We start from the raw sequence: 24,331 nt of genomic DNA, 5'->3' as shown, positions 1-24,331 counted from the left end.
TTAAAACTTATCCTTAATCGAGCAATCTTGGCAAGGAAGAAATAGCTTTTGTTTCCTCTCTTGACATTAGGTGCGATTGCCGGATATTTTACTAGGTTCGTTTTTACGGCTATTCTAAGGCCGTCATAGCTGTCAAATAGGTTCAAAAAATGAAACGTACCTTCCAACCTAAAAATTTAAAGCGCAAACGCACTCATGGGTTTCGTGCCCGAATGCGAACCCAAGGCGGGCGCGCTATTATTAATAGGCGGCGTGCCAAGGGACGGAAGCGTCTTACTGCTTAAGCGCACACAGCCCAGGCGGTTTTTTGCCAGTATGAAACAATTTGGGTTCGCTCGCTTAATGCGACTTGCGGACCCAGACGACTTCAAGCAAGCATTTACGGCTGGAGGACGAGTTAGCAACAAAGCGTTTACCGTGCTTTATCGCTCTAATAGCTTGGAGTATCCTCGTCTAGGAATGGCTATTCCTCGTAAGCATTTTTCCCGAGCAGTTGATAGGAATCGGATAAAGCGCCTAGTTAGAGAAAGTTTTCGGCAGCGGCAACGAGTATTGGGTGGGCGCGATTTGGTTGTATTGTCTAAGCCGGGTATTAACCGGCGCTCAAATTCGGAACTGCTGAGCTGTCTTGAGCGCCAATGGATGCGTTTAGTCAAGCAGTGTAGTGATTCCTAAATCTTTTTCCCGCAATGTTATAGCTGTTCTATAGGCTACTAACTTTACTTAATTATTTTGTTTAACTCACCATTGAGGTTATCTTGCAATAGAAGCCTAATAATAGCTATCGCTGGCATTCAGAGATCATTGCTCTCCTATGCTGGAAATTCAACGGAAAAGGTGTCATGGAAAACTATCGGTTGATTCTATTCTCTGCTTTGGTTTTAGTATTATTTTTAATGTGGGATGCTTGGCAAACGGATTATGGCCCCATTCCGCTTATACCTCCACCGCCTCAACCCGCGGCCAGTTCGGGAGAATCTTCTCCAGCTCCGCCTGAGGCTGTTCCAGATGCACCGCTACCCGAAGTGGCTGATATGGATACCGCTCCTATCCTGCCAGACCAAAAAACTATCGAGGTAAAGACAGATCTCCTTGCGATCAAGATTGGAATGGCTAGTGGCGATTTGTATGAAGTACAGCTACTGAATTACCCGGTTTCCTTAAAAGAACCTAATAAACCAGTCACATTATTGCATAAAAGGGATCCTGATCTTTTTGTTACTCAATCGGGATTACGGGCTGCTTCCGGGCCTTCCATAACCCATGAAAAAGTACAGTTTTCAGCCCCTAAGACCCACTATGAACTGATAGAAGATGAAGGTATCTTGAAAGTTCCCCTCACCTGGGAAGACGAGAATGGAATTAAGGTAACGAAGACCTACCTATTTCGGAGGGATAGCTATCAGATCGATTTAAATATCAAGATTGAAAATGGAACGGATCAAGCTTGGATGGGGCGGGCTTACGCTCAATTCAGCCGTACTCCACCGGAGTCTGGGGGTATGTTTGCCCGCTCTTATGTGGGTGCGGTTTTCTCCACAAACGAGCAGGAATACCAGAAAGTGGATTTTGGCGACTTAGCTTCGAAATCTTTTGATCGTCGTAGTCCGGGGGGGTGGGTAGCGATGATTCAGCATTATTTTGTGGCGGCCTGGGTACCTCGGGAGCAAGGAACCAATTATTATTATGGTAAGCATGTGCAAAACTCTCGCTATATTGTGGGAGTCATGCCTCCTCAGCAGACAATAGCTCCGGGTGAAAGTGGACAGTTTAATTTAGCTTTATTTACGGGCCCTAAGATCCAAGATCGGCTAGCCGTCGTAGCTCCTAAGCTAAACTTGACTGTAGACTACGGCAAGTTGACTATCCTTGCCGAGCCGCTTTTCTGGTTGATGAGTTGGTTTCACAACCTAGTAGGTAACTGGGGATGGGCTATCGTGTTGCTAACTTTTGTAGTGAAACTTGTTTTCTTTAAGCTTTCCCAGACTAGTTATCGATCTATGGCTCGAATGCGCAAACTACAACCCCGTCTTCTCGCCCTCAAGGAGCGTTATGGCGATGATCGCCAAAAAGTGGGCCAAGCCATGATGGAGTTGTATAGAAAAGAAAAAGTTAACCCTATGGGAGGATGTCTGCCCATAGTGGTGCAAATTCCTGTATTTATTGCCCTCTATTGGATGCTGCTGGAATCAGTCGAATTGCGTCAAGCACCATTTATCTTTTGGATTCAAGACTTAACGTCTAAAGATCCCTATTACATATTGCCCTTATTAATGGGGGTGAGTATGTTTGTTCAGCAGAAGTTAAGCCCGGCGCCAACCGACCCCATACAGGCAAAGGTTATGGCCTTGATGCCAGTCATGTTTACCGTTTTTTTCGTTATGTTCCCGGCGGGGTTGGTTTTATATTGGGTGGTCAATAATATCCTTTCCATCGCCCAGCAATGGTATATTACTCGCCAGATCGAACAAGAGGGCTAAAAAGTGATACCATCGCGGCGATAGCTACGCCACCAGGCCAAGGCAGTGTAGGTATCGTTCGCGTTTCTGGTCCGCTTTGCCGCCAAGTAGCAAAACAGGTAACGGGGCGGGTGCCTCTACCCCGTTATGCTCTATTCGGTTATTTCCGCAATCGTGATGGTGAACTTATTGACCAGGGGGTTGCCCTCTATTTTCCCGGGCCCCACTCTTTTACTGGTGAAGATGTGCTAGAGCTGCAAGGGCACGGGAGTCCCGCTGTAATGGATTGGCTTTTGAGCAGGGTTCTCCAGTTAGGCGCCCGATTAGCGCGTCCTGGTGAATTTAGCGAGCGAGCCTTCCTTAATAATAAAATTGATTTAGCCCAAGCCGAAGCTATCGCCGATCTTATTGAAAGTGCCTCGGATCAGGCTGCTCGTAGTGCTTTACGTTCTCTCCACGGCGAATTTTCAGCACAAATCCGGGATTTGCGAGAGCAGTTAACTGAACTGCGTTGCGTGGTAGAGGCAAATATTGATTTTAGTGATGAAGATATTGATTTTATTGAACGAGGAGCGGTAGCGGAACGTTTAAAAGGGATTCAATCTACATTACAAAGCATTCACCGCAGCGCCCGGCAAGGGGCTTTGCTGCGGGAAGGGATCAAGGTAGTGCTAGCCGGTCGGCCTAATGTGGGTAAATCTAGTTTGCATAACCGGCTAGCAGGCTTTGAAGCAGCTATTGTTACCGATGTTCCAGGAACTACCCGAGATTTGTTGCGCGAGCATGTCACTATAGATGGCCTTCCTATACACCTTTCTGATACCGCGGGCCTTCACGACTCTAGGGATACCATCGAACAGGAAGGAATGCGCCGTACTCGTGAAGAATTGACTCACGCTGATCATGTGTTACTTGTTGCCGATGATCAAAGTGGCTTAACGGAAGTGGAACAGGCGATCCTTGACGAATTACCGGATAATGTGACTTATACGCTTATTTTCAACAAGGTTGATCTTAGCGGCGCTTCCGTTGGACGCTGGGAGGATCCTCAAGGAATAGCATTGCGACTTTCTGCGTTGACGGGCGCCGGCATGGATTTGCTCCGCCAACGGCTTAAGGAATGCGCGGGCTTTGACGGGGAAAGAGAGGGGTATTTTTCAGCTCGTCGGCGCCATTTGGAAGCGCTACAGCGAGCCGGCGCTGCCGTGGTAGTCGCTAGGAAAATTCTCAGGGAGAAAGGTGCTGAGGAGATGCTTGCTGAAGAGCTACGCCAAGCCCAAAACTCTCTAGCAGAGATTACGGGTGAATACCGCGCGGATGATTTACTAGGTGAGATATTCTCAACTTTCTGTATCGGAAAATAGCCCATGACTGCTTTTTATCAATATGAAGTTATTATTGTGGGTGGTGGCCATGCGGGTACTGAAGCTGCTTTGGCCGCTGCCCGGCAGGGCGTACGAACATTGTTGCTCACCCACAATATTGAAACCCTGGGCCAAATGAGTTGCAATCCTGCTATTGGTGGTATTGGTAAAGGGCACCTAGTTAAAGAGATTGATGCTTTGGGCGGGTTGATGGCCCACGCGGCAGATCAGGCTGGAATTCATTTTCGGATGCTTAACGCTCGTAAAGGTCCAGCTGTCCGGGCTACCCGGGTCCAGGCTGATCGGGCCTTATACAAGGCTGTGGTACGTAAAGCCCTGGAACAACAACCTTATTTATCCCTTTTTCAGCAGGCCGTTACCGATCTCGTAGTGAAAGGAGAACAGGTTGTTGGAGTAAGGACACAGCTAGGACTCACTTTTTATGCTCCGGCGGTTGTTCTCACCGTAGGAACTTTTCTTGGCGGCCGTATCCATGTAGGACTCACTAATCATGAAGGGGGACGGGCTGGCGATCCTCCAGCCAACGCTCTATCTTCGCGACTGCGGGAGCTCCCATTTCGGGTCGCCCGTTTGAAGACGGGCACTCCCCCCCGAATCGATGGGCGGAGTATCGATTATTCTCAGCTTGAGGTGCAACCTGGGGATGATCCGGTGCCAGTATTTTCTTTTCTTGGCTCAGCGGAGGATCATCCGCAGCAGGTATCTTGCCATATTACTCGAACTAACCTCCGTACCCATGAGATTATCCGCGCTAGTTTAGATCGATCTCCCATATATAGTGGAGAAATCGAAGGGACTGGACCTCGTTATTGCCCTTCTATCGAAGATAAGGTAGTCCGTTTTTCGGATAAAACTTCCCATCAGATTTTTATTGAGCCCGAAGGACTGGAAACCTTTGAGATCTATCCTAATGGAATTTCTACCAGCTTACCCTTTGATGTCCAGGTAGCTCTGGTGCGCTCTATTCAAGGATTTGAGCAAGCTCATATTACTCGCCCGGGGTATGCTATTGAGTATGATTTTTTTGATCCGCGAGATCTCAAACCTTCCTTGGAGACTTCTTTTCTACGAGGACTCTATTTTGCTGGGCAAATTAACGGAACTACTGGCTATGAGGAGGCGGCAGCTCAAGGGCTGATCGCAGGACTCAATGCGGGCCTGCAGGTCCAGGGGAAAGAGCCTTGGTATCCACGAAGAGATGAGGCCTATATAGGCGTGCTTATCGATGATCTGATCACCTGTGGGACTAGCGAACCCTATCGAATGTTTACTAGCCGTGCCGAGTATCGTCTTTTGCTGAGGGAAGACAATGCTGATTTACGTTTGACTCCTATAGGGCGAGAGCTAGGGTTGGTGGATGAAGCTCGTTGGAGGCGGTTTAATACCAAATGGAAGGCAATTGAAAGAGAAAATCAGCGGCTGGTTCAGCAGCGAATCGAGCCGGGTAAAATTGCGGAGGGAGAGGCAATAACCCTATTAGGGGAGCCCTTACGCCGTGAATACCGTCTGATTGAACTATTGCGACGGCCCCATATCAGCTATGAAAAGCTGATGCGTTTGATTGGTGAACCGATGGTAGTAGAGCCCGCAGTGGCGGAGCAAATTGCTATTCAAGCTAAATATGCGGGTTATATTGAACGCCAGCAGCTAGAGATTGCTCGTCAGCAACGCCACGAAAGTCTGCGCCTGCCCTTAGATTTTAATTACTATCAAGTGAGGGGGCTTTCTGTCGAGGTTCAGGAGAAACTTGCTCGGGTACAGCCAGTCACTTTGGGACAAGCAGCCCGAATACCAGGGGTGACTCCCGCCGCTATATCGCTTTTATTAGTTTACTTGAAGCGGGCACGTGTTTTAGAAGAGACGGAAGTTTAGCTCCCTTGCTCTCTATTCGTTCCAAGTAATGCTCTAGGAGAGGAACAAGCTGGACCCAAGGAGAGAAAATATTCTTGAGAAAGGATTGTTGCTCTTAGGAGTTGAGCTTGATCAAAGCCAAGTAAAGCTCTTGCTAGCTTATCTACAGTTATTGGAGAAATGGAATCAACACTATAATCTCACAGCGATTAAAAATCCTGAAGAGATGATCTCGAAACATGTGCTTGACAGCCTTAGTATTGAACCTTACCTGGAAGGGAGGCGAATCCTAGATGTGGGTAGCGGCGCTGGTTTACCCGGTATTCCTCTAGCGGTGGCCCATCCTGGTTGCGAGTTTGTACTACTGGATAGTAACGCTAAAAAAACGCGATTCCTATTTCAGGCATCCGTTGAATTAGGATTATCTAATATTTCAGTGGTCTGTGAGAGAGTTGAAGTTTATCGTCCTTCCCATTTGTTTGATACTATTGTTACCCGTGCTTTTACTAAATTAGTTGATTTTGTAAATCAGGCGGAACATCTGTGTAAATCAGGAGGGTGTTTGCTTGCGATGAAAGGAAAATTCCCGCAAGATGAGCTTAAGGCTTTGCCTGTAGATTTTGGAATTGTAAAAGCACACTCCTTGTCAGTACCGGAGATTAATGCTCAGCGCCATTTAGTGAAATTAAGACCGCGCAGGGCGGGAGACCATTGAGATGGGCCATATAATTGCTATTACCAATCAAAAGGGAGGGGTGGGGAAAACGACTACTAGCGTCAATCTAGCAGCCTCCCTTGCTGCCCATAAACGTAGTGTGTTGCTTATTGACATGGATCCCCAAGGGAATGCAACCACGGGAAGTGGTATCGATAAATCCTCTTTATTAGCAACCACCTATGGCGTATTGTTAGAAGATCTTGCACCAGGCAATGCACTGATTAAGCTGGGAGAGTCGAACTATAGCGTATTGCCTGCAAACGGCGATCTAACGGCTGCTGAAGTAGAATTACTTTCAGCGGCAAAGCGAGAACATCGGTTGCGGATAGCTCTACAGAAAATTCGTTATGACTATGATGAAATCCTTATTGACTGTCCTCCTGCCCTCAATATGTTGACAATTAATGCCTTAACCGCAGCTGATGGAGTTATTATTCCCATTCAATGCGAATATTATGCCCTCGAAGGTTTGTCAGCTTTACTTAATACTATTGAAGGTATTCAGCAGCGACTCAATCCTCGGTTGCATATTGCTGGTTTACTTCGGACAATGTTTGACCCCCGTAATAATCTTGCCAATGAGGTTTCTAGCCAGCTAATGAGTCATTTTGGGGAGCAAGTTTATAGCACCATTATTCCGCGCAACGTTCGCTTGGCTGAAGCACCCAGCTATGGTAAACCCGTTATGCTATACGATCGGTCCTCCCGCGGTTCTGTTGCTTATTTGGTGCTGGCAAAGGAAGTACTCATGCGCGAGATAAGAGAAGAATCCTTACAGGCGGAAGTGAGGTGATTCCATAATGGCAGTAAAAAAACGGGGATTAGGACGCGGTTTAGATGCTTTACTAGGTTTGGGTGCTACTGAACTGCCCTTGGATATCAGTGAGGCCAAAGCTAAAGAAGAATTACGACGCCTTCCCCTAGATCAAATCCGGCGCGGAAAATATCAACCGCGCATGGAAATATGTCCGACAGCGCTAGAAGAACTAGCGGATTCTATCCGCGCCCAAGGTATCGTTCAGCCTATTGTTGTCCGCCCTGGAGGCCACGGTACCTTTGAGCTCATTGCGGGTGAACGCCGGTGGCGGGCAGCACAGATGGTGGGCCTTGATGAAATACCGGCAGTAGTTCGCGATGTGCCCGATCAAGCGGCTGTTGCAATGGCGTTGATTGAAAACATTCAACGAGAAGATCTCAATCCTATCGAAGAAGCCAATGCCTTGCAGCGGTTAATCGATGAGTTTGGAATAACTCACCAGGAGGCTTCCCAAGCGGTAGGTCGCTCCCGCGCCGCGGTATCTAATTTGTTACGCCTTTTAGCGCTGGAGGATGAAGTTAAACGCTTAGTAGAAAATGGTGATCTGGAGATGGGGCATGCACGAGCATTGTTGGCGCTGAGCGGGGAATCTCAGCGGAAAACAGCGCGTATGGTTGCCCAGCAAGGATTGTCGGTGCGGGAAACGGAACGTCTCGTGCGCCGTCTCCAGCAACCCGAGCGCCCCAAGCGTTCCAAAGAGAAGTCACTCGATCCTGATATTCACCGTTTACAAGAGGAATTAGCCGAGCGATTAGGCGCGGTGGTTCGCTTTCAACATACTGCTAGTGGCAGTGGTAAACTTTTGATCCATTACCATAGTATTGATGAATTAGACGGCATACTCGCCCATATAAAGTAAATTTTTGGGTGTATTCGGGTTGGGATTGTTTTAACGGGGAAAGATAAGGTAGGATAGCTTTCCTTAGAGTAAATCCTTAATGAGCAGGGTAAGGATAGGTTTGTGGTATTGACCGTGGAGTTTCCTCTCACTTATACTGCGCGGCCCGTAACGGACGTCAAGAAGAATAATAATTAACGCTAAAAATACCTTTTGATGAGAAAGCTGACGTTTCGGTCCTGCTGGGGTTATAGAAGATATACACTATGAGCTACGCAGCAAGAGTGCTGCGCGCAACCCTGCGCAGACTATTAGCTGTTCAACTAATTTTAGTGCTTCCTGTCGTATTTACTTATGCCATCGTTAAGGGAGGCGATAATGCGCTGGCAGCAGGATATGGCGGCGGTATTGCTTTAATTAATACCGCTGTTATGGCGTGGAGGGTAAGCCAGACTGGTGATAAGCAGGCTTTGGTCGAACTTTACATAGGAGCAGGTATTCGCTTTGGATTGACCCTGCTTTTGATGGCGATTGGTATGGGAATGTTAAAGCTAGATCCGTTGGCACTATTGCTTGGTTTTGCCATAGCCCAATTAGGGTATCTATTTAACCGCGTACCCACTCAAGCACCTGATTAGTATTTTTGAGTAGAGTTGAAAAATATTCGTACTAACTTGTCATAACACCAACCAATAGGAAGAGAAAGTTGAGCGCCGAAAGTAATCCCGTAGAATATATTAACCACCATCTCACAAATTTGTGCATTGGCCAGTGCGAGAGCATGGGATTCTGGAGCTTGAAGCTCGATACTCTTTTTATCAGCCTTGGGTTGGCGGCATTGCTAGTCTATGCCAGTTATCGTGTAGGTCGCCATCTCCATTTATCGGAACCTGGCGGGATGCAGAATGTGCTAGAGGCCGTCGTTGAGTTTGTGGATCAGCAAGTCAAGGATATTTTCCCTGGGCGTAATCCCCTCGTTGGACCTCTTGCTATTACAGTTTTTCTATGGGTGTTTCTAATGAATGCCATGGATCTGATTCCCGTAGACCTGTTGCCTAAGCTTGCTGAAGTGATGGGCATCCATGGTTTCAAAGCCGTGCCCACTACCGAGATTGATACCACCTTTGCCTTAGCGTTAACCGTGTTTGCCCTTATTATTTACTACAACGTTAAAATAAAGGGCCCACTCGGTTACATCAAACAATTTCTTTTTCACCCATTTGGTAAGTATTTGGTCCCTATTAATATCATTATGACTACCATTGAGGAGGTTGCTAAGCCTGTTTCCCTAGGTCTGCGGCTATTTGGCAATATGTTTGCTGGTGAGCTTGTTTTTCTACTTATTGCCTTACTATCGCTAGCAGGTTTTGGGGCAGCCTGGCTACCTCAAGTCATACTAGGTACCCTGTGGGCCATCTTTCACATTCTAGTGATTACCATTCAGGCGTTTATTTTTATGCTGCTCACGATTGTTTACCTTGCTATGGCTCATACTGAGGAAGAACATTAGTTAGCTCCAAAGTTCTTTAAATATTTTTCGTTACTTACGAGGAGAAGTTGTATGGATCCTGAACTGCTTGTATCTATCTATGCCTCTACCGCTATTAGCGTGGGGATTATTCTTGCCGCCGCTGGTCTTGGTTCCGCTCTGGGGTGGGGGCTCATTTGTTCCAAATATCTTGAAGGTATTGCCCGGCAGCCTGAAATGCGCCCGCAGTTGATGGGGCAGATGTTATTTACAGGTGGTTTGATGGAAGCATTTCCCATGATTGTTTTGGGTATGTCCATGTGGTTTATATTTGCTAACCCCTTTACTGGTGCTGCCCTAGCTGCAATTGGCGGCTAAGGTTAATTTAAAGATAATATCAGCTACAACCACAGAAGTAGAGGAGTGCTGCCGTGAATGTAACTGTTACACTCATCGGCCAGATGGTAGCCTTTGGGATTCTAATCTGGTTTGTCAACCGCTTCCTTTGGGGGCCTTTGACTAACCTGATGGAGGAACGGAAGAAGCGGGTTGCTGACGGTTTAGCTGCGGCTGAACGCGGCAAACATGAGCGGGAACTAGCAGAAAAACGTGCCAAGGAAACCTTGCATGAAGCCAAAGAAAAGGCTGCCGAAATTATTACCCAGGCTCAAAAACGCGCCGGTGAAATCATTGAAGAAGCTAAGGAAGCAGCTCAAGCTGAGGGGGAGCGATTAAAGATCTCAGCTAACGCTGAAATTCAGCAGGAGATGAATCGCGCCCGTGAGGATTTGCGGAGCCAAGTGGTATCGATTGCCGTCGCTGGCGCTAGCAAGATTCTCAAACGAGAGCTTGATGAAAAGGCAAACGAAGCCTTGGTAAAAGAACTAGTTGCTCAGATTTAGGAATCTTAATTAAAAAAGTCAATGGCTGAGAAGATAACGATTGCTCGACCGTATACCAATGCGGTATTTGAGTTGGCCCAGACAGAAAAGAACTATGATCAGTGGTCACGGGTACTAAATGTATTTGCGGACTTGGTTAGGGATTCGGAAATGCAAATTTTAATTGACGATCCGCGCTACACTTCCGAGCAGCTCGTCGGGTTATTTGTTGAAATCGGAGGTGATACGGTAACCGAATCGGCTAAAAACTTTATTAAAATATTGGCTGAAAATGATCGCTTGTCCATTCTTCCGGAAGTTGCTGCCTTATTTGAGCAGTTACGAGCCGAAATCGAAGGAACATTAGAAGTTGAAATTATTTCGGCTAAGCCACTGACTGAGGAGCAATTAAATGAAATTGCAAGTGCTCTTAAACGTCGATTAGGACGTGAGGTAACCTTTTCCCGTAAAATCGACGAATCCCTGTTGGGTGGCATCATTATCCGCGCTGGCGATTTAGTTATTGATGGGTCTGCTATCGGGAAACTTAATCAGTTGGCCGCTTCATTACTTCATTAGAGCGGGCCTAACAAGAGGATATATCCATGCAACTGCAACTCAACGCTGCAGAAATTAGTGAACTTATTAGAAAACGAATTGAAGGATTCGAAGCTGATACGGAGGCCCGTACAGAAGGTACGGTAGTTAGCTTGACTGATGGTATTGTCCGTATTCATGGGCTGACCGATGTAATGTTTGGAGAAATGATTGAATTTCCCGGGAACACTTACGGTCTAGCGATGAATCTGGAGCGAGACTCAGTGGGTGCGGTAATACTTGGACCTTATCAACATATTTCCGAAGGAAATCGGGTCAAATGTACTGGCCGTATTTTGGAGGTTCCGGTTGGAGAAGCCTTATTAGGCCGCGTCGTGGACTCTCTGGGCATTCCTATTGATGGGGGTGGGCCTGTTGAAGCGCAAGCGACCTCTCCAATTGAAAAAGTAGCACCTGGCGTTATTACTCGTCAGTCGGTTTCGCAGCCGGTGCAAACAGGTTTGAAATCCATTGACTCCATGGTGCCGGTTGGCCGGGGTCAGCGGGAGTTAATTATAGGAGACCGCCAAACTGGCAAAACGGCGGTAGCCGTTGATGCTATCATCAATCAGAAAGGCACGGGAATTAAGTGTATTTATGTGGCGATAGGCCAAAAAGCCTCTTCTGTCGCAGGCGTAGTACGTAAACTAGAAGAACACGGGGCCCTCGAGCATACGATTGTCGTGGCTGCCAGTGCATCTGAGTCAGCTGCACTGCAATTTATTGCACCTTATGCCGGTTGTGCAATGGGAGAATATTTCCGTGATCGAGGTGAGGATGCGCTGATCATTTACGATGATCTTACTAAGCAAGCGTGGGCTTACCGCCAGGTTTCTCTGCTACTTCGGCGCCCGCCGGGACGAGAGGCGTTCCCGGGTGACGTATTCTACCTTCATTCTCGGCTGCTAGAGCGATCAGCTCGGGTTAATGCAGAACATGTGGAAAAATTGACCGAGGGGAAGGTAAAAGGTAAGACGGGTTCATTGACGGCCTTGCCTATTATTGAGACCCAAGCCGGAGATGTCTCTGCTTTTATTCCTACTAACGTCATATCTATTACCGACGGCCAGATTTTTTTGGAGACAGATTTATTTAACGCAGGTATTCGTCCAGCGATTAATGCGGGGCTTTCAGTTTCGCGGGTAGGAGGAGCGGCTCAGACTAAGATCATCAAGAAATTAGGAGGGGGCGTTCGCTTAGATCTCGCGCAGTATCGTGAACTTGCGGCCTTCGCTCAGTTTGCTTCTGATCTTGACGAGGCAACGAGAAAGCAACTTGAACGCGGCCAACGGGTGACGGAGCTTATGAAGCAGCTCCAATACTCGCCAATGAGCGTGGGCCAAATGGCGGTATCCTTATTTGCTGCTAATGAAGGCTTTTTGGATGATGTAGAAGTGGATAAAATTCAAGATTTTGAATCCGCTTTACAAGGCTATATGAAGTCTAGCCATGGAGGACTCTTGGACAAGATTACCAAAACTGGTGATTATAGCGATGAGATTGCGGCAGAACTTAGGGCCGCTATTGAGAACTTCAAAACCACTAGTACGTGGTAAGCGGGAGTATCCTTTATGGCGAGTGGTAAAGAAATACGCAGCAAGATCGCCAGTGTTAAAAATACGCAAAAAATTACCCGCGCTATGGAAATGGTGGCGGCTAGTAAGATGCGTAAGGCCCAGGATCGGATGCGAGCTTCCCGTCCCTATGCGGATAAAATTCGTAATGTAATTCGCCATTTGGCCCAGGCCCATCAGGAATATCAGCATCCCTATTTGACTAGCCGTGAGGCCAAGAAGGTAGGTTTCATTATTGTCTCTAGTGATAGGGGATTGTGCGGCGGTCTGAATACCAATCTATTTAGAACCCTTTTACGGACCATGCGGGAATGGGAAGAAAAAGGTGTGCCTGTTGAACTTTGCATTATTGGTCAGAAGGCTAATGCTTTTTTTCGGAGGTTTGGCGGTAGCATCGCGGCCCAAGCGACCCATCTGGGTGATAGTCCTCATGTGGAGGATCTGATTGGGACGGTTAAGGTAATGCTCGATAATTACCAAGAAGGAAATATTGATCGCCTCTACTTGGCATTCAATGAATTCGTTAATACGATGACTCAGCGTCCAGAAATCGAGCAGTTATTGCCTATTGATGCGAGTGTGGGAAAAACGGATGAAAAATTGGAGCATCGTTGGGATTATCTTTATGAGCCAGAAGCGAAAGAAGTCCTAGACCAAGTGTTGATTCGCTACATCGAGTCCTTGGTCTATCAAGGTGTGGTAGAGAATATTGCTTGCGAACAAGCTGCCCGAATGGTTGCCATGAAAGCTGCTTCAGATAACGCAGGAGGTTTTATTGATGATCTCCAGCTGGCTTATAACAAGGCTCGGCAAGCGGCGATTACTCAGGAACTTTCGGAGATTGTGGGCGGCGCTGCTGCTCTCTAGTTTCGTTACCAATTATTCTAAACCTGAAGCAAGGGCAGGTAACAGAGACACACTATATATCGCTAAGAGGAATAGATTATGAGCACCGGAAAGACTGTGCAAATTATTGGCGCAGTAGTTGATGTGGAATTTCCACGTGAATCCATTCCGAAGGTGTACGATGCCTTGAGAATTGATGACGTTGGTTTGACCCTGGAAGTACAGCAGCAGCTTGGGGATGGAGTCGTGCGCACGATTGCAATGGGAGGTTCCGATGGTTTACGCCGGGGGATGGCGGTAACCAATACCGGAGCTCCCATTTCAGTGCCAGTAGGTACTAAAACGTTAGGGCGAATCATGGACGTGCTAGGCGAGCCCGTGGACGAGGCGGGACCGATTGGTGAAGAAGAGCGCTGGTCTATTCATCGTAAAGCACCCGCCTATGAGGAATTATCCCCCGCTACGGAGTTGCTGGAAACTGGTATTAAGGTCATTGACCTCATATGCCCCTTTGCTAAGGGGGGTAAGGTTGGCCTATTTGGGGGCGCTGGTGTGGGTAAGACCGTTAATATGATGGAGCTTATCCGTAACATTGCAACCGAACATTCTGGCTACTCAGTGTTTGCGGGTGTTGGGGAACGGACTCGCGAAGGCAACGACTTTTATCATGAGATGAAAGATTCTCAGGTTTTGGATAAAGTTTCTCTGGTTTATGGGCAGATGAATGAACCTCCTGGAAACCGCCTTCGAGTAGCTTTAACGGGATTGACTATGGCTGAATTCTTTCGTGAAGAAGGCCGTGATGTATTGCTATTTGTGGATAATATCTACCGCTATACGCTGGCAGGCACAGAAGTTTCGGCGTTACTTGGCCGGATGCCCTCCGCAGTAGGCTATCAGCCTACTTTAGCAGAGGAAATGGGTGTTTTACAAGAGCGTATTACTTCCACTAAGACGGGCTCTATTACCTCAATTCAAGCAGTCTATGTTCCTGCGGATGACCTTACTGATCCTTCTCCAGCTACGACTTTTGCCCATTTGGACGCCACGGTAGTGCTATCCCGCCAGATCGCAGAGCTTGGAATTTACCCTGCTGTGGATCCTCTTGATTCGACCAGTCGGCAGCTTGATCCTCTCATTGTGGGGCAGGAGCATTATCAAGTAGCACGAGCAGTGCAAGGTAATTTGCAACGGTACAAGGAGCTGAAGGATATCATTGCTATTCTTGGTATGGATGAGTTGTCTGAGGAAGATAAACTTACCGTGTCACGGGCGCGGAAGATTCAGCGTTTCCTCTCTCAGCCTTTTTTTGTGGCTGAAGTCTTTACAGGTAGTCCTGGCAAATATGTGCCTCTTAAAGAAACCATTCAAAGCTTCAAAGGTATTGTTGAAGGTGAATATGATCATTTGCCAGAACAGGCCTTTTACATGGTTGGCACTATTGATGAAGCAGTAGAAAAGGCTAAGAAGCTTTAAATCTAGGACTACAGGGAGAAGGGAATGGCCATGACCATGCATGTGGACATCGTAAGCGCTGAGCGAGAGATCTTCTCTGGAACGGTTAATATGCTATTTGCGCCGGCAGAGATGGGGGAGGTAGGCATCATGCCTCGCCATGCGCCTTTGATTACCCGTCTTAAGCCAGGAGAAGTTCGGCTTCAGCGCCCGGAAGGTCAGGAGGATTTTTTTTATGTCTCCGGCGGCCTGCTTGAGGTTCAACCCCATGTTGTTACCGTGCTGGCTGATACCGCGCAGCGAGCTGCCGATATTGATGAAGCTGCTGCCCTAGCAGCTAAACAACGGGCGGAAGAGGCGCTTCAAGATCAAGAGGGTAAAATGGACTATGCTCGGGCCCAAGCTGAGCTTGCCGAGGCAATTGCTCAACTTAGGGCTATTCAGAGGATACGCAAAAAGCTAGGTTAAAGAAATATAGTCGGTATTTTGCCAAGAGAAATAAAAAAGGCCGTCTATAGACGGCCTTTTTTATTTCTAGAGGAGGCCCTAATATAGCCGATAAATAAAGTGCGAAATAAATGATTATTGGTTTTCAATTTCCCACAAATTCATTTGGAGGGGGTATTAGTGGCTGTTAGTGTCATTATCCTAGCTGCGGGGCAAGGAAAGCGTATGCATTCAAGTTTACCTAAGGTACTTCACCAACTTGCAGGCCGGCCGTTGCTGAGCCATGTGATTGCAACGGCGCGTCAGCTAAATCCAGAGCAAATAATTGTGGTTTATGGCCATGGTGGGGAAACAGTACCTAAAGCTTTTAGCGCCGCTGATATTACCTGGATACGGCAAGAACTACAGTTAGGCACGGGTCATGCGGCACTCCAGACTTTGCCTTATGTAAAGCCGGGTGCAATGCTCTTGATTCTTTCTGGTGATGTTCCCCTGGTTAAAACTGAGACTCTAAAAAGACTGCTGGTTATGATGGATCAGGGAAAAGTAGGTCTGCTTACTGTTGATCTGCCTAATCCTAATGGTTATGGCCGAATTATTCGAGATAGGGTTGGTAAAGTATCTAAAATTATTGAAGAAGCTGACGCTAGCCCAGAGCAGCGCCAAATCAGAGAAGTTAATACAGGCATTACGGCTATTGAGGCTCGTTATTTGAAGCAGATTGTCCCTAATCTGAGCAATAATAATGCCCAGGGGGAATATTACCTTACCGATATCATTGAGTATGCAGCTACCAGCGGAGAGAAAGTAGCAGCAGTTTCAGCGGCAGATCCTATAGAAGTGATGGGTATCAATGATCGCCAGCAACTTGCCTATTTAGAGCGTGTTTATCAGAAACGAGAGGCAGCACGTTTAATGGGAGAAGGAGTTACCCTCGGTGATCCAAATCGGTTTGACTTACGAGGCGAATTGGTGGCAGGGGAGGATGTTTTTATTGATATTAATGTAATTATTGAAGGTAAGGTGATCCTAGGCGATGGAGTAAAAATCGGTCCTCATTGCTATCTTCGTAATGCGGTACTTGGGAAAGGCGTTGAAGTGTTGGCCAATTGCGTTATTGAAGAAGCCACGATTGATGCTCGTGCCCGAGTTGGCCCCTTCACACGTATTCGTCCCGAAACAAGGTTGGGTGAAGGAGTACATATTGGCAACTTTGTGGAAATCAAAAAATCGACCATCCGTGATAACTCCAAGGTTAACCACTTGAGCTATATTGGTGATACTACCATCGGCAAGGAAGTTAATATTGGCGCAGGTACCATTACCTGCAATTACGATGGGGCAAGTAAACATCGGACGATCATTGAAGATGGCGCTTTTGTTGGCTCAGATACTCAATTGGTAGCTCCTGTGAAGGTGGGCGCGGGTGCCACTATTGGAGCTGGTACCACCATTACCCGTGACGCGCCGCCGGGGGAACTCACCCTAAGCAGGGCGCCACAGCGATCATCACCTGGGTGGAAGCGTCCTAGCAAAAAGTAAAAATAACCGAATTGCTCTGGATTTACTACCAGTGCAGAAAATAGACCGGTTTAAAAGCAAGAGGAAGAATGGAGCATGTGTGGTATCGTCGGGGCAGTTGCACAGCGGGATGTAGTTCCCATCTTAGTGGAGGGTTTACGGCGTTTAGAATATCGTGGCTATGACTCGGCTGGCGTAGTAGTAATTGACGAGGAAAATAGATCCCTGCAGCGAGTGCGGCGGCGTGGCAAAATCATAGAACTCGAGCAGGGTCTTTCTGATGCCGTTTTGAGTGGTCGTACAGGTATTGCCCATACTCGCTGGGCTACTCATGGCGAGCCCAGTGAAACCAATGCCCATCCTCACATCTGCCGGCAGGCCATTGCACTGGTCCATAATGGTATTATCGAAAACCATGAAGCATTGCGAATACAGCAGCAAGGCGATGGTTTTGAGTTTACTTCGGATACGGATACCGAGGTTATTGTGCATCAAGTGTATCACTACTTTGAGCAGCATGGCGATCTCCTGGCAGCAGTTCAGAGTACACTTAAAGATCTTGAAGGGGCTTATGCCTTAGGCGTGATATCAACCAAAGATCCTGGTTATCTAGTAGCCGCTCGCCGAGGTAGTCCGCTCGTCATTGGAATAGGTATTGGGGAACATTTTATTGCTTCTGATGTAGCGGCTTTGTTGCCGGTTACTCAGCGTTTTATCTTCCTGGAGGAAGGAGATATTGCTGAGCTCACTCGGGAGCGGATTACCATTTATAATGTCGAGGGCAAGCAGGTAGAACGTCCTATCCGGGAAAGCGAGCTTCATGCAGACGCTGTGGAGCGTGGAGACTTCCGCCATTATATGCTCAAAGAAATTTTTGAGCAGCCGCGGGCAATCGCAGAAACCCTGGAAGGCAGGATTAGTGGCCACCGAGTTTTAGATGAAGTTTTTGGTCCTAAGGCGGGAGAAATTTTAGATGAAATCCAATCAGTGCTGATACTAGCTTGCGGGACCAGCTACCATGCGGGGATGGTCGGTCGTTATTGGTTAGAATCCGTCGCTAATATACCTTGCCAGGTAGAGATTGCCAGTGAGTTCCGTTATCGTCATCCGGTGGTGACTCCCTATACCTTGGTTGTGACTTTATCCCAGTCAGGTGAGACCGCTGATACAATCGCTGCCCTTAAGGAGGCTAAACGGGAAGGTTTTGGTCCTAGCTTGAGTATCTGTAATGTTCCAGAAAGTTCCCTGGTACGAGAAGCGGATTTAGTTTTGATGACCCGAGCAGGTCCTGAAATTGGTGTAGCTTCTACCAAGGCATTCACCGCCCAGTTAACAGCCTTGTTACTCCTTGTTATCGTGTTGGGACGGCGTCACAAACTGGCAGCGGAGGAGGAAGCCAGTCTCGTCTCGCAGCTGCTGCTTCTTCCAAGCCGAGTGGAACAAGTGTTACAGCTAAGTCCAACTATTGAGAAGCTCTCCGAGCAATTTGCCGAAATTAGAAATGCCTTATTTCTGGGACGTGGAACCCATTACCCTATTGCCATGGAGGGAGCGCTAAAGCTCAAAGAGATCTCTTATATTCATGCTGAAGCCTATCCCGCTGGAGAGCTAAAGCATGGCCCTTTGGCATTGGTTGATGCCGACATGCCTGTGATCGCGGTGGCACCTAATGATCAAATATTAGAGAAATTGAAGTCTAATTTGCAAGAAGTCCGAGCCCGGGGCGGGCGGCTTTATGTATTTGCTGATCATGCGGCAGAGGTTAAACCCGGTCCTGGGATAACAGTTATAGAGATACCACCCGTAGAGGACGAAACTGCCCCCATCATCTACACTATCCCATTGCAATTACTAGCTTATCATGCAGCCGTTATTAAGGGGACCGATGTGGATCAACCCCGTAACTTGGCTAAATCGGTTACTGTCGAGTAGGCTGTAGAGGTTTTTTGATTGGGCAGTCAACAATTTGGATAAGATATGATGCAACAGCAACCGCTTCCATGCCCCGTTATTTTTGGAGAAGTTCTTTTTGATTGCTTTCCCGATGGAACCCAAGTTTTGGGGGGCGCGCCCTTTAATGTGTCTTGGCACCTGCAAGGTTTTGGTCTAGCGCCATTGTTGATTAGTCGGGTAGGCACTGAGGAGCAGGGCCAGCGGGTTCTAGCAGCCATGAAAAAATGGGGTATGGACTGCCGTGGAATTCAGCAAGATCCGCTCCATCCCACAGGTAGAGTAGAGGTTACCCTTCAGGACGATCAGCCTAGCTTTGATATCTTACCGGAACAGGCCTACGATTTTATTGATCCTGATCTCTTCTTGCAGCAGTTATCCAACCAAGCGCCTCCTTTGCTTTATCGAGGTACATTGGCTACTCGTTCCGCCGTCTCCCAAAAAGCACTGGCGGCCTTGTCCAGTGCCTGGGAACCACCTATTTTTCTTGATCTTAATCTTCGCTCTCCTTGGTGGCAGCGAGCTTCAGTGGAACAGGCTTTGCACACTGCCCGCTGGGTTAAATTGAACGATTTGGAGTTGCTTATGCTCCTTGAACATAAGGCTAAAACCGAGGAAGAATTGGTAAAGGGCGCTCAGTCTGTCTGCCAGCGTTTTCAGCTGGCTTGGGTGTTAGTCACTTTGGGCGCCAAGGGGGCTTTTTTAGTAACGGCGGACGATAAGACCCATTGGGTCGAGCCACAACCCGTTAAGGTGGTAGATACGGTGGGCGCGGGTGACGCTTTTAGTGCCGTGATGATACAAGGACTCCTGCAGGACTGGCCACTTAAGCAAGCAATAGAGCGGGGAGCTGCTTTTGCCGCTGCCATCTGTACGATGCGAGGTGCTGTGACCCAGGACTCTCAATTCTACGCTGAATTTATAGCGGATTGGCGGGAGGCTTAAATGAATCAGCCCGATGATGGCTTATATATTGTGCTCATCAGCCTCCATGGACTTATTCGGGGCCATGAGCTGGAATTAGGCCGAGATGCTGATACGGGTGGCCAGATAAAATACGTCATTGAACTGGCCCGAGCCCTTGCAGAAAACCCTCAAGTTGGCCGGGTTGACTTATTAACGCGAAAAGTCATCGATCCCAAAGTAGAGCAAGATTATAGTGAACCGCTAGAATGCCTTGCCCCCCGGGCTCAGATTGTACGCTTAACTTGTGGTCCGCGCCGCTACCTGCGCAAGGAAGTGTTATGGCCTTATCTAGGTAGTTTCGCCGATTATGCGCTACAGCATATTCGCCGTATCGGTCGCCTCCCCGATATCATTCATTCCCATTATGCGGATGCGGCTTATGTAGGGGTAAGACTGGCAGGCTTACTTGGTGTACCGCTAGTGCATACGGGTCATTCCTTAGGTCGGGTAAAGCGGCACCGGCTTCTTGAAGGGGGAACTAAAGAGGAAAGTATCGAAACTCGATACAATATGAGCCAACGGATTGAGGCTGAAGAACAAGTTCTTAGCACGGCAGCGCTGGTGGTTGCAAGCACCCAGCAGGAGGTGGATGAGCAGTACGCCCTCTACGATAACTATCACCCCAAGCGGATGGTAGTCATTCCCCCTGGCACCGATCTGGAGCGCTTTCACCCACCTTCCCGCTTTTGGCGTAATGCGCCGATTGAGCAGGAAATAAATCGTTTTCTATCCTACCCCCGTAAACCTCTCATTCTGGCTTTGTCCCGACCAGATGCGCGGAAAAATATTTCTACCTTGATCCGTGCTTATGGAGAAAATCCAGCCCTACGCCAGAAGGCTAATTTAATACTAATAGCGGGTAACCGAGATGATATCGATACCATGGAGAAAGGACCGCGGACGGTCCTAAAGGAGATATTGTTATTAATTGACTACTATGATCTTTATGGCAGTATTGCTTATCCTAAGCATCATGAGGTTGATGATGTTCCAGATTTATACCGCTTAGCGGCGCGGTCAAAAGGTATTTTCATTAATCCCGCACTTACTGAGCCCTTTGGTCTCACATTAATTGAGGCGGCAGCAAGTAGTTTACCCGTTATTGCTACCCATGATGGGGGCCCCCGGGAAATATTGGAGCACTGTAAGAATGGACGCCTCATTGATCCCCTGGATGCGGACCGGATGGGGAAGATGTTGCTAGAGTCTCTTTCTGATCGCAACCGTTGGCACCGGTGGGCTAAAAATGGCCTTAAGGGTGCTCAGCAGTATTACTCCTGGCCAGGACATGTCACTAAATATTTACGCGAGGTGGGTAAAGTCATTCGGAAGACAAAAAAACCCAGGCTCCAAGCGAAAAAAAAGAGCCGCTTACCCGTTTCCGAAAAAGTGTTGATCTGCGATATTGACAATACCTTAACTGGAGATGGAGAAGGTCTGCGCAGCTTATTTGAAAGTCTCAAGGGGACAGGCACTAAAATTGGTTTTGGTATTGCGACCGGGCGAAATTTTGCTAGCACCCTCAAAGTGCTTAAGAAATGGGGCATTCCTCTTCCTGATCTTCTGATTACGGGGGTAGGGTCTCAAATTTTCTATGGACCAAATTTGGTGGAAGATCAAAGCTGGCAACAGCATATCCGTTACCGTTGGAAGCGGGAATCCATCCTCAAAGCGATGGCTGATATTCCTAATCTGCGCCTTCAACCTCCTAGTGAACAGTTACCTTGTAAGATCAGCTATGATGTGGATGCTGAGAAAGGACTTGATATTCCAGCGATTGCTCGCCATCTGCGGCAGTTGGACTTGAGCGCCAATATTATCTATTCCTATCAAGCTTATCTGGACTTACTGCCGGTGCGGGCTTCCAAGGGAAGCGCGGTTCGTTTTTTTTGCGATAAATGGGGTATTCTCCTAGAGCACCTTCTTGTAGTGGGCGACTCCGGCAGCGATGAAGAGATGTTATCTGGTAATACTTTAGGGGCAGTTGTTGGTAACTATAGCCCTGAACTTGAGCATTTGCGTAAAGATTCCAGTATTTATTTTGCTCAAGCTCATCATGCCTGGGGGATTTTAGAGGCATTGGAACATTATGGCTTTCTTGAGCAGGAGAAAGCGGTAGTGGCTAAGGAAAAAGCACTATGAATGAATTGGCTAATTTCGTAGGCCAGCACAAAGAGATCATTTACTTATTGTTGCGCCGCTATTTGGCGCTCCAAAGGCCTTTTTTGCTTAGATCTGATCTCGTCGATGAATTTGATCTTTTCTGTAAAGAGGACGAGGGAGGAGCGTTGCTCCAGGATTCCCCCTTAGCAACAATAATTCAAACCGTCCAAGAAGCGGCGGTTGATCCGGAGTGGATTTATTTATCGGTGCGTCCTCGAATTGCAAACTGGGAATACTACCGGATTCATACTGAGGTAATGCACATTGAAACGGTAACTGTTTCCCAATTCCTAGAATTCAAGGAACGGCTTGTGCTTGGTACGTCACAGCCTCAATCGTGGCCGCTGAAAATTGATATGGGACCCTTCAACCGGGAGTTTCCTCGGCTTAAGGAAACCCGCTCTATTGGGCGCGGAATGGATTTTCTCAACCGGCATCTTTCTAACCAGCTCTTTAATGAATTAGAGACCGGAGGACAATATCTGCTCAGTTTCTTAAGTGTCCACCACTGTCGGGGACAGCCCTTAATGCTGAATGATCGTATCCAGGATGTACGAGGGTTGCGGCGTGCTTTGCGTTTGGCAATGGATTTTCTTGGCAGCTTTCAGGAAGCTGCTGAATGGGATGCCGTAGGGCATAAGTTACAGGAATTGGGATTTGAGCGGGGCTGGGGTAGAACCGCGGTCCGAATGCAGGATTCCTTTAGTCTTTTAATGGATATTCTTGAAGCGCCTGAGCCTGGTAACTTGGAGCATTTTTTAGCACGCATTCCCATGATCTTTAATATTGCGATCCTGAGTCCCCATGGGTATTTTGGCCAGGGTAATATTCTCGGATTACCGGATACTGGAGGCCAAGTAGTGTATATCCTGGATCAGGTTCGGGCGTTAGAGAAGGAAATGCGCAGACAGTTAAAAGAGCAGGGACTTGATGTTACACCTCAGATTTTGGTCGTCACTCGCTTGATTCCGGAGGCTCGGGGCACCCGGTGCGATCAACGTTTAGAATCCATTGTAGGAACGGAAAATGCCGCTATTTTAAGGGTACCCTTTCGCAACGCTGCGGGCGAAGTACTGCCCTATTGGCTCTCCCGTTTTGAGGTTTGGCCCTACCTTGAGCGCTATGCCATGGATGTGGAAAGGGAAATGCTTGCCGAGCTTGAAGGGAGTCCAGATCTCATCATCGGTAACTACTCGGACGGAAGCTTGGTGGCGACCCTTCTCTCTCAGCGTTTACGGGTGACTCAATGCAATATTGCCCATGCCTTGGAAAAGACTAAATACCTTTATTCCGATTTATATTGGCGAGAAAATGATGCCCAATATCATTTTGCCTGTCAATTTACTGGTGATCTCATCGCTATGAATAGCGCCGATTTTATTATCACCAGCACGTATCAGGAAATTGCCGGGAATAAAAACAGCGTGGGCCAGTATGAGAGTTATAGCGCCTATACTTTGCCAGGATTATATCAGGTGATTCATGGCATTGACGTTTTTGATCCTAAATTCAACATTGTCTCACCCGGTGCGGATGGGGAAGTTTACTTTCCCTATACAGATACAAAACGGCGTTTAAGTGGATTGCGACAGGAAATCGAAGCGCTGGTATGGGGTGATGATCGTTCTGACACCCGTGGTAAACTTCAGGATCGCAGCAAGCCTTTATTGTTTACCATAGCGCGCCTGGATCGAATTAAAAATATCACGGGTTTAGTAGAGTGGTACGGACGCTGTGAGCGGCTAAGACAATTAGTCAATTTAGTGGTCGTGGGCGGATATATTGATAAGAGCCAGTCAGCGGATAGTGAAGAACAGGCGCAAATTGCTCGCATGCATCAATTGATGGAAGAATATGGATTGGATGGCCAAGTCCGCTGGTTAGGAGTTATGCTGCAAAAAAACTTGGCAGGGGAGCTTTACCGCTTCATTGCTGACTCCCGTGGCGCCTTTGTTCAACCGGCTCTTTTTGAAGCTTTTGGTTTGACCGTGATAGAGGCTATGAGTAGCGGACTGCCCACCTTTGCTACTTGTTATGGTGGACCTTTAGAGATTATCCAAGAGGGAGTGTCAGGTTTTCATATTGATCCTAACCATGGTGAAAAAGTCGCTAACCGCATCGCTGATTTTTTTGAACATTGCCAGACTGAAGCAGGTTATTGGGACAGATTCTCCCAAGGTGCTTTGCATCGTATTAAAAACCATTATACTTGGGAACTTTACGCCGAGCGGATGATGACATTGTCCCGCATTTATGGTTTTTGGAAATATGTAACTAATCTGGAGCGGGAGGAGCGCCGACGTTACCTGGAGATGTTTTATAATCTGCAATTTCGCCCCCTTGCTCAGCAGATGGAGCATTAGCTTAAAAAGTTATCCTTCCATTCCGCATGAAT

Annotated in this window: 22 protein-coding genes; all 22 read left to right on the top strand. The window is 47.6% G+C overall.

From position 1 onward, the window contains the following. The first annotated feature begins 149 nt into the window (after window positions 1-149). The 22 genes from rpmH (at window position 150) to NWAT_RS15165 (ending at window position 24,299) form a co-directional block, all read left to right on the top strand. Entirely contained in the window at window positions 150-284 is a 135-nt protein-coding gene (rpmH, locus tag NWAT_RS16440) for a 50S ribosomal protein L34 (protein ID WP_002814233.1), read from the top strand. Window positions 285-315: 31 nt separating this feature from the next. Further along, window positions 316-675 carry a ribonuclease P protein component gene (gene rnpA, locus NWAT_RS15265; protein ID WP_013221920.1) on the top strand — a complete coding sequence of 120 codons (360 nt, stop codon included), beginning with the start codon at window positions 316-318 and terminating at the stop codon, window positions 673-675. Between the two features lie 167 nt (window positions 676-842). Continuing rightward, window positions 843-2,480: a membrane protein insertase YidC gene (gene yidC / locus NWAT_RS15260; protein WP_013221919.1), complete on the top strand. Its 1,638-nt coding sequence runs from the start codon at window positions 843-845 to the stop codon at window positions 2,478-2,480. Further along, window positions 2,444-3,823, top strand: a complete 1,380-nt coding sequence (gene mnmE, locus NWAT_RS15255; protein WP_013221918.1) for a tRNA uridine-5-carboxymethylaminomethyl(34) synthesis GTPase MnmE — start codon at window positions 2,444-2,446, stop codon at window positions 3,821-3,823. Before yidC ends, mnmE begins: the two co-directional genes overlap by 37 nt. 3 nt (window positions 3,824-3,826) lie before the next feature. After that, window positions 3,827-5,716 (top strand): tRNA uridine-5-carboxymethylaminomethyl(34) synthesis enzyme MnmG, encoded by a 1,890-nt coding sequence (gene mnmG / locus NWAT_RS15250; protein WP_013221917.1) that lies wholly within the window; start codon window positions 3,827-3,829, stop codon window positions 5,714-5,716. 49 nt (window positions 5,717-5,765) lie between these two features. Next, window positions 5,766-6,410 (top strand): 16S rRNA (guanine(527)-N(7))-methyltransferase RsmG, encoded by a 645-nt coding sequence (rsmG, locus tag NWAT_RS15245; RefSeq protein WP_013221916.1) that lies wholly within the window; start codon window positions 5,766-5,768, stop codon window positions 6,408-6,410. Between the two features lies 1 nt (window position 6,411). Beyond that, the gene (locus NWAT_RS15240) at window positions 6,412-7,206 is read left to right on the top strand and encodes a ParA family protein (protein WP_013221915.1); all 795 of its coding nucleotides are present in this window, start codon (window positions 6,412-6,414) and stop codon (window positions 7,204-7,206) included. Between the two features lie 7 nt (window positions 7,207-7,213). Then, the gene (locus tag NWAT_RS15235; RefSeq protein ID WP_013221914.1) at window positions 7,214-8,089 is read left to right on the top strand and encodes a ParB/RepB/Spo0J family partition protein; all 876 of its coding nucleotides are present in this window, start codon (window positions 7,214-7,216) and stop codon (window positions 8,087-8,089) included. Window positions 8,090-8,334: 245 nt separating this feature from the next. Further along, window positions 8,335-8,706: an ATP synthase subunit I gene (locus tag NWAT_RS15230; protein ID WP_013221913.1), complete on the top strand. Its 372-nt coding sequence runs from the start codon at window positions 8,335-8,337 to the stop codon at window positions 8,704-8,706. A 68-nt stretch (window positions 8,707-8,774) separates the two neighbouring features. Then, a complete protein-coding gene (gene atpB, locus NWAT_RS15225) occupies window positions 8,775-9,578 on the top strand; it encodes a F0F1 ATP synthase subunit A (RefSeq protein WP_013221912.1) in 804 nt (267 codons plus the stop codon). A 51-nt stretch (window positions 9,579-9,629) separates the two neighbouring features. Then, window positions 9,630-9,914, top strand: coding sequence for a F0F1 ATP synthase subunit C (gene atpE / locus NWAT_RS15220; protein ID WP_013221911.1), 285 nt, complete (start codon window positions 9,630-9,632; stop codon window positions 9,912-9,914). 53 nt (window positions 9,915-9,967) lie between these two features. Further along, on the top strand, window positions 9,968-10,438 hold the full coding sequence (locus NWAT_RS15215) for a F0F1 ATP synthase subunit B (protein WP_013221910.1): 471 nt from the start codon (window positions 9,968-9,970) through the stop codon (window positions 10,436-10,438). Window positions 10,439-10,459: 21 nt separating this feature from the next. Beyond that, window positions 10,460-10,996, top strand: a complete 537-nt coding sequence (locus NWAT_RS15210; RefSeq protein WP_013221909.1) for a F0F1 ATP synthase subunit delta — start codon at window positions 10,460-10,462, stop codon at window positions 10,994-10,996. A 26-nt stretch (window positions 10,997-11,022) separates the two neighbouring features. Next, a complete protein-coding gene (atpA, locus tag NWAT_RS15205) occupies window positions 11,023-12,570 on the top strand; it encodes a F0F1 ATP synthase subunit alpha (protein WP_013221908.1) in 1,548 nt (515 codons plus the stop codon). A 15-nt stretch (window positions 12,571-12,585) separates the two neighbouring features. Next, window positions 12,586-13,455: a F0F1 ATP synthase subunit gamma gene (gene atpG, locus NWAT_RS15200; RefSeq protein WP_013221907.1), complete on the top strand. Its 870-nt coding sequence runs from the start codon at window positions 12,586-12,588 to the stop codon at window positions 13,453-13,455. A gap of 78 nt (window positions 13,456-13,533) precedes the next feature. After that, window positions 13,534-14,910: a F0F1 ATP synthase subunit beta gene (atpD, locus tag NWAT_RS15195; protein ID WP_013221906.1), complete on the top strand. Its 1,377-nt coding sequence runs from the start codon at window positions 13,534-13,536 to the stop codon at window positions 14,908-14,910. 24 nt (window positions 14,911-14,934) lie between these two features. Then, the gene (locus NWAT_RS15190) at window positions 14,935-15,357 is read left to right on the top strand and encodes a F0F1 ATP synthase subunit epsilon (RefSeq protein WP_013221905.1); all 423 of its coding nucleotides are present in this window, start codon (window positions 14,935-14,937) and stop codon (window positions 15,355-15,357) included. 159 nt (window positions 15,358-15,516) lie between these two features. Next, the gene (gene glmU, locus NWAT_RS15185) at window positions 15,517-16,878 is read left to right on the top strand and encodes a bifunctional UDP-N-acetylglucosamine diphosphorylase/glucosamine-1-phosphate N-acetyltransferase GlmU (RefSeq protein ID WP_013221904.1); all 1,362 of its coding nucleotides are present in this window, start codon (window positions 15,517-15,519) and stop codon (window positions 16,876-16,878) included. A gap of 75 nt (window positions 16,879-16,953) precedes the next feature. Beyond that, window positions 16,954-18,789 (top strand): glutamine--fructose-6-phosphate transaminase (isomerizing), encoded by a 1,836-nt coding sequence (gene glmS, locus NWAT_RS15180; protein WP_013221903.1) that lies wholly within the window; start codon window positions 16,954-16,956, stop codon window positions 18,787-18,789. 48 nt (window positions 18,790-18,837) lie between these two features. Beyond that, window positions 18,838-19,752 carry a PfkB family carbohydrate kinase gene (locus tag NWAT_RS15175; RefSeq protein ID WP_013221902.1) on the top strand — a complete coding sequence of 305 codons (915 nt, stop codon included), beginning with the start codon at window positions 18,838-18,840 and terminating at the stop codon, window positions 19,750-19,752. Continuing rightward, on the top strand, window positions 19,753-21,915 hold the full coding sequence (locus NWAT_RS15170) for an HAD-IIB family hydrolase (protein WP_013221901.1): 2,163 nt from the start codon (window positions 19,753-19,755) through the stop codon (window positions 21,913-21,915). Then, window positions 21,912-24,299, top strand: coding sequence for a sucrose synthase (locus NWAT_RS15165; RefSeq protein ID WP_013221900.1), 2,388 nt, complete (start codon window positions 21,912-21,914; stop codon window positions 24,297-24,299). The genes NWAT_RS15170 and NWAT_RS15165 overlap by 4 nt, the downstream gene beginning before the upstream one ends. The last annotated feature ends 32 nt before the right edge of the window (window positions 24,300-24,331 follow it).

Origin of the sequence: Nitrosococcus watsonii C-113, from assembly GCF_000143085.1 — a bacterium.
In the GTDB taxonomy this organism is placed as follows: Bacteria; Pseudomonadota; Gammaproteobacteria; order Nitrosococcales; family Nitrosococcaceae; genus Nitrosococcus; species Nitrosococcus watsonii.
Note: the sequence above shows the minus strand (reverse complement) of the source record. Positions and strands in the feature narration are given on the sequence as shown.

Coding starts and splice junctions, on each gene's coding strand:
- rpmH (WP_002814233.1), top strand. CDS start 150: ATGAAACGTACCTTCCAACCTAAAAATTTAAAGCGCAAACGCACTCAT.
- rnpA (WP_013221920.1), top strand. CDS start 316: ATGAAACAATTTGGGTTCGCTCGCTTAATGCGACTTGCGGACCCAGAC.
- yidC (WP_013221919.1), top strand. CDS start 843: ATGGAAAACTATCGGTTGATTCTATTCTCTGCTTTGGTTTTAGTATTA.
- mnmE (WP_013221918.1), top strand. CDS start 2,444: ATGGTATATTACTCGCCAGATCGAACAAGAGGGCTAAAAAGTGATACC.
- mnmG (WP_013221917.1), top strand. CDS start 3,827: ATGACTGCTTTTTATCAATATGAAGTTATTATTGTGGGTGGTGGCCAT.
- NWAT_RS15240 (WP_013221915.1), top strand. CDS start 6,412: ATGGGCCATATAATTGCTATTACCAATCAAAAGGGAGGGGTGGGGAAA.
- NWAT_RS15235 (WP_013221914.1), top strand. CDS start 7,214: ATGGCAGTAAAAAAACGGGGATTAGGACGCGGTTTAGATGCTTTACTA.
- NWAT_RS15230 (WP_013221913.1), top strand. CDS start 8,335: ATGAGCTACGCAGCAAGAGTGCTGCGCGCAACCCTGCGCAGACTATTA.
- atpE (WP_013221911.1), top strand. CDS start 9,630: ATGGATCCTGAACTGCTTGTATCTATCTATGCCTCTACCGCTATTAGC.
- NWAT_RS15210 (WP_013221909.1), top strand. CDS start 10,460: ATGGCTGAGAAGATAACGATTGCTCGACCGTATACCAATGCGGTATTT.
- atpA (WP_013221908.1), top strand. CDS start 11,023: ATGCAACTGCAACTCAACGCTGCAGAAATTAGTGAACTTATTAGAAAA.
- atpG (WP_013221907.1), top strand. CDS start 12,586: ATGGCGAGTGGTAAAGAAATACGCAGCAAGATCGCCAGTGTTAAAAAT.
- atpD (WP_013221906.1), top strand. CDS start 13,534: ATGAGCACCGGAAAGACTGTGCAAATTATTGGCGCAGTAGTTGATGTG.
- NWAT_RS15190 (WP_013221905.1), top strand. CDS start 14,935: ATGGCCATGACCATGCATGTGGACATCGTAAGCGCTGAGCGAGAGATC.
- glmS (WP_013221903.1), top strand. CDS start 16,954: ATGTGTGGTATCGTCGGGGCAGTTGCACAGCGGGATGTAGTTCCCATC.
- NWAT_RS15175 (WP_013221902.1), top strand. CDS start 18,838: ATGCAACAGCAACCGCTTCCATGCCCCGTTATTTTTGGAGAAGTTCTT.
- NWAT_RS15170 (WP_013221901.1), top strand. CDS start 19,753: ATGAATCAGCCCGATGATGGCTTATATATTGTGCTCATCAGCCTCCAT.
- NWAT_RS15165 (WP_013221900.1), top strand. CDS start 21,912: ATGAATGAATTGGCTAATTTCGTAGGCCAGCACAAAGAGATCATTTAC.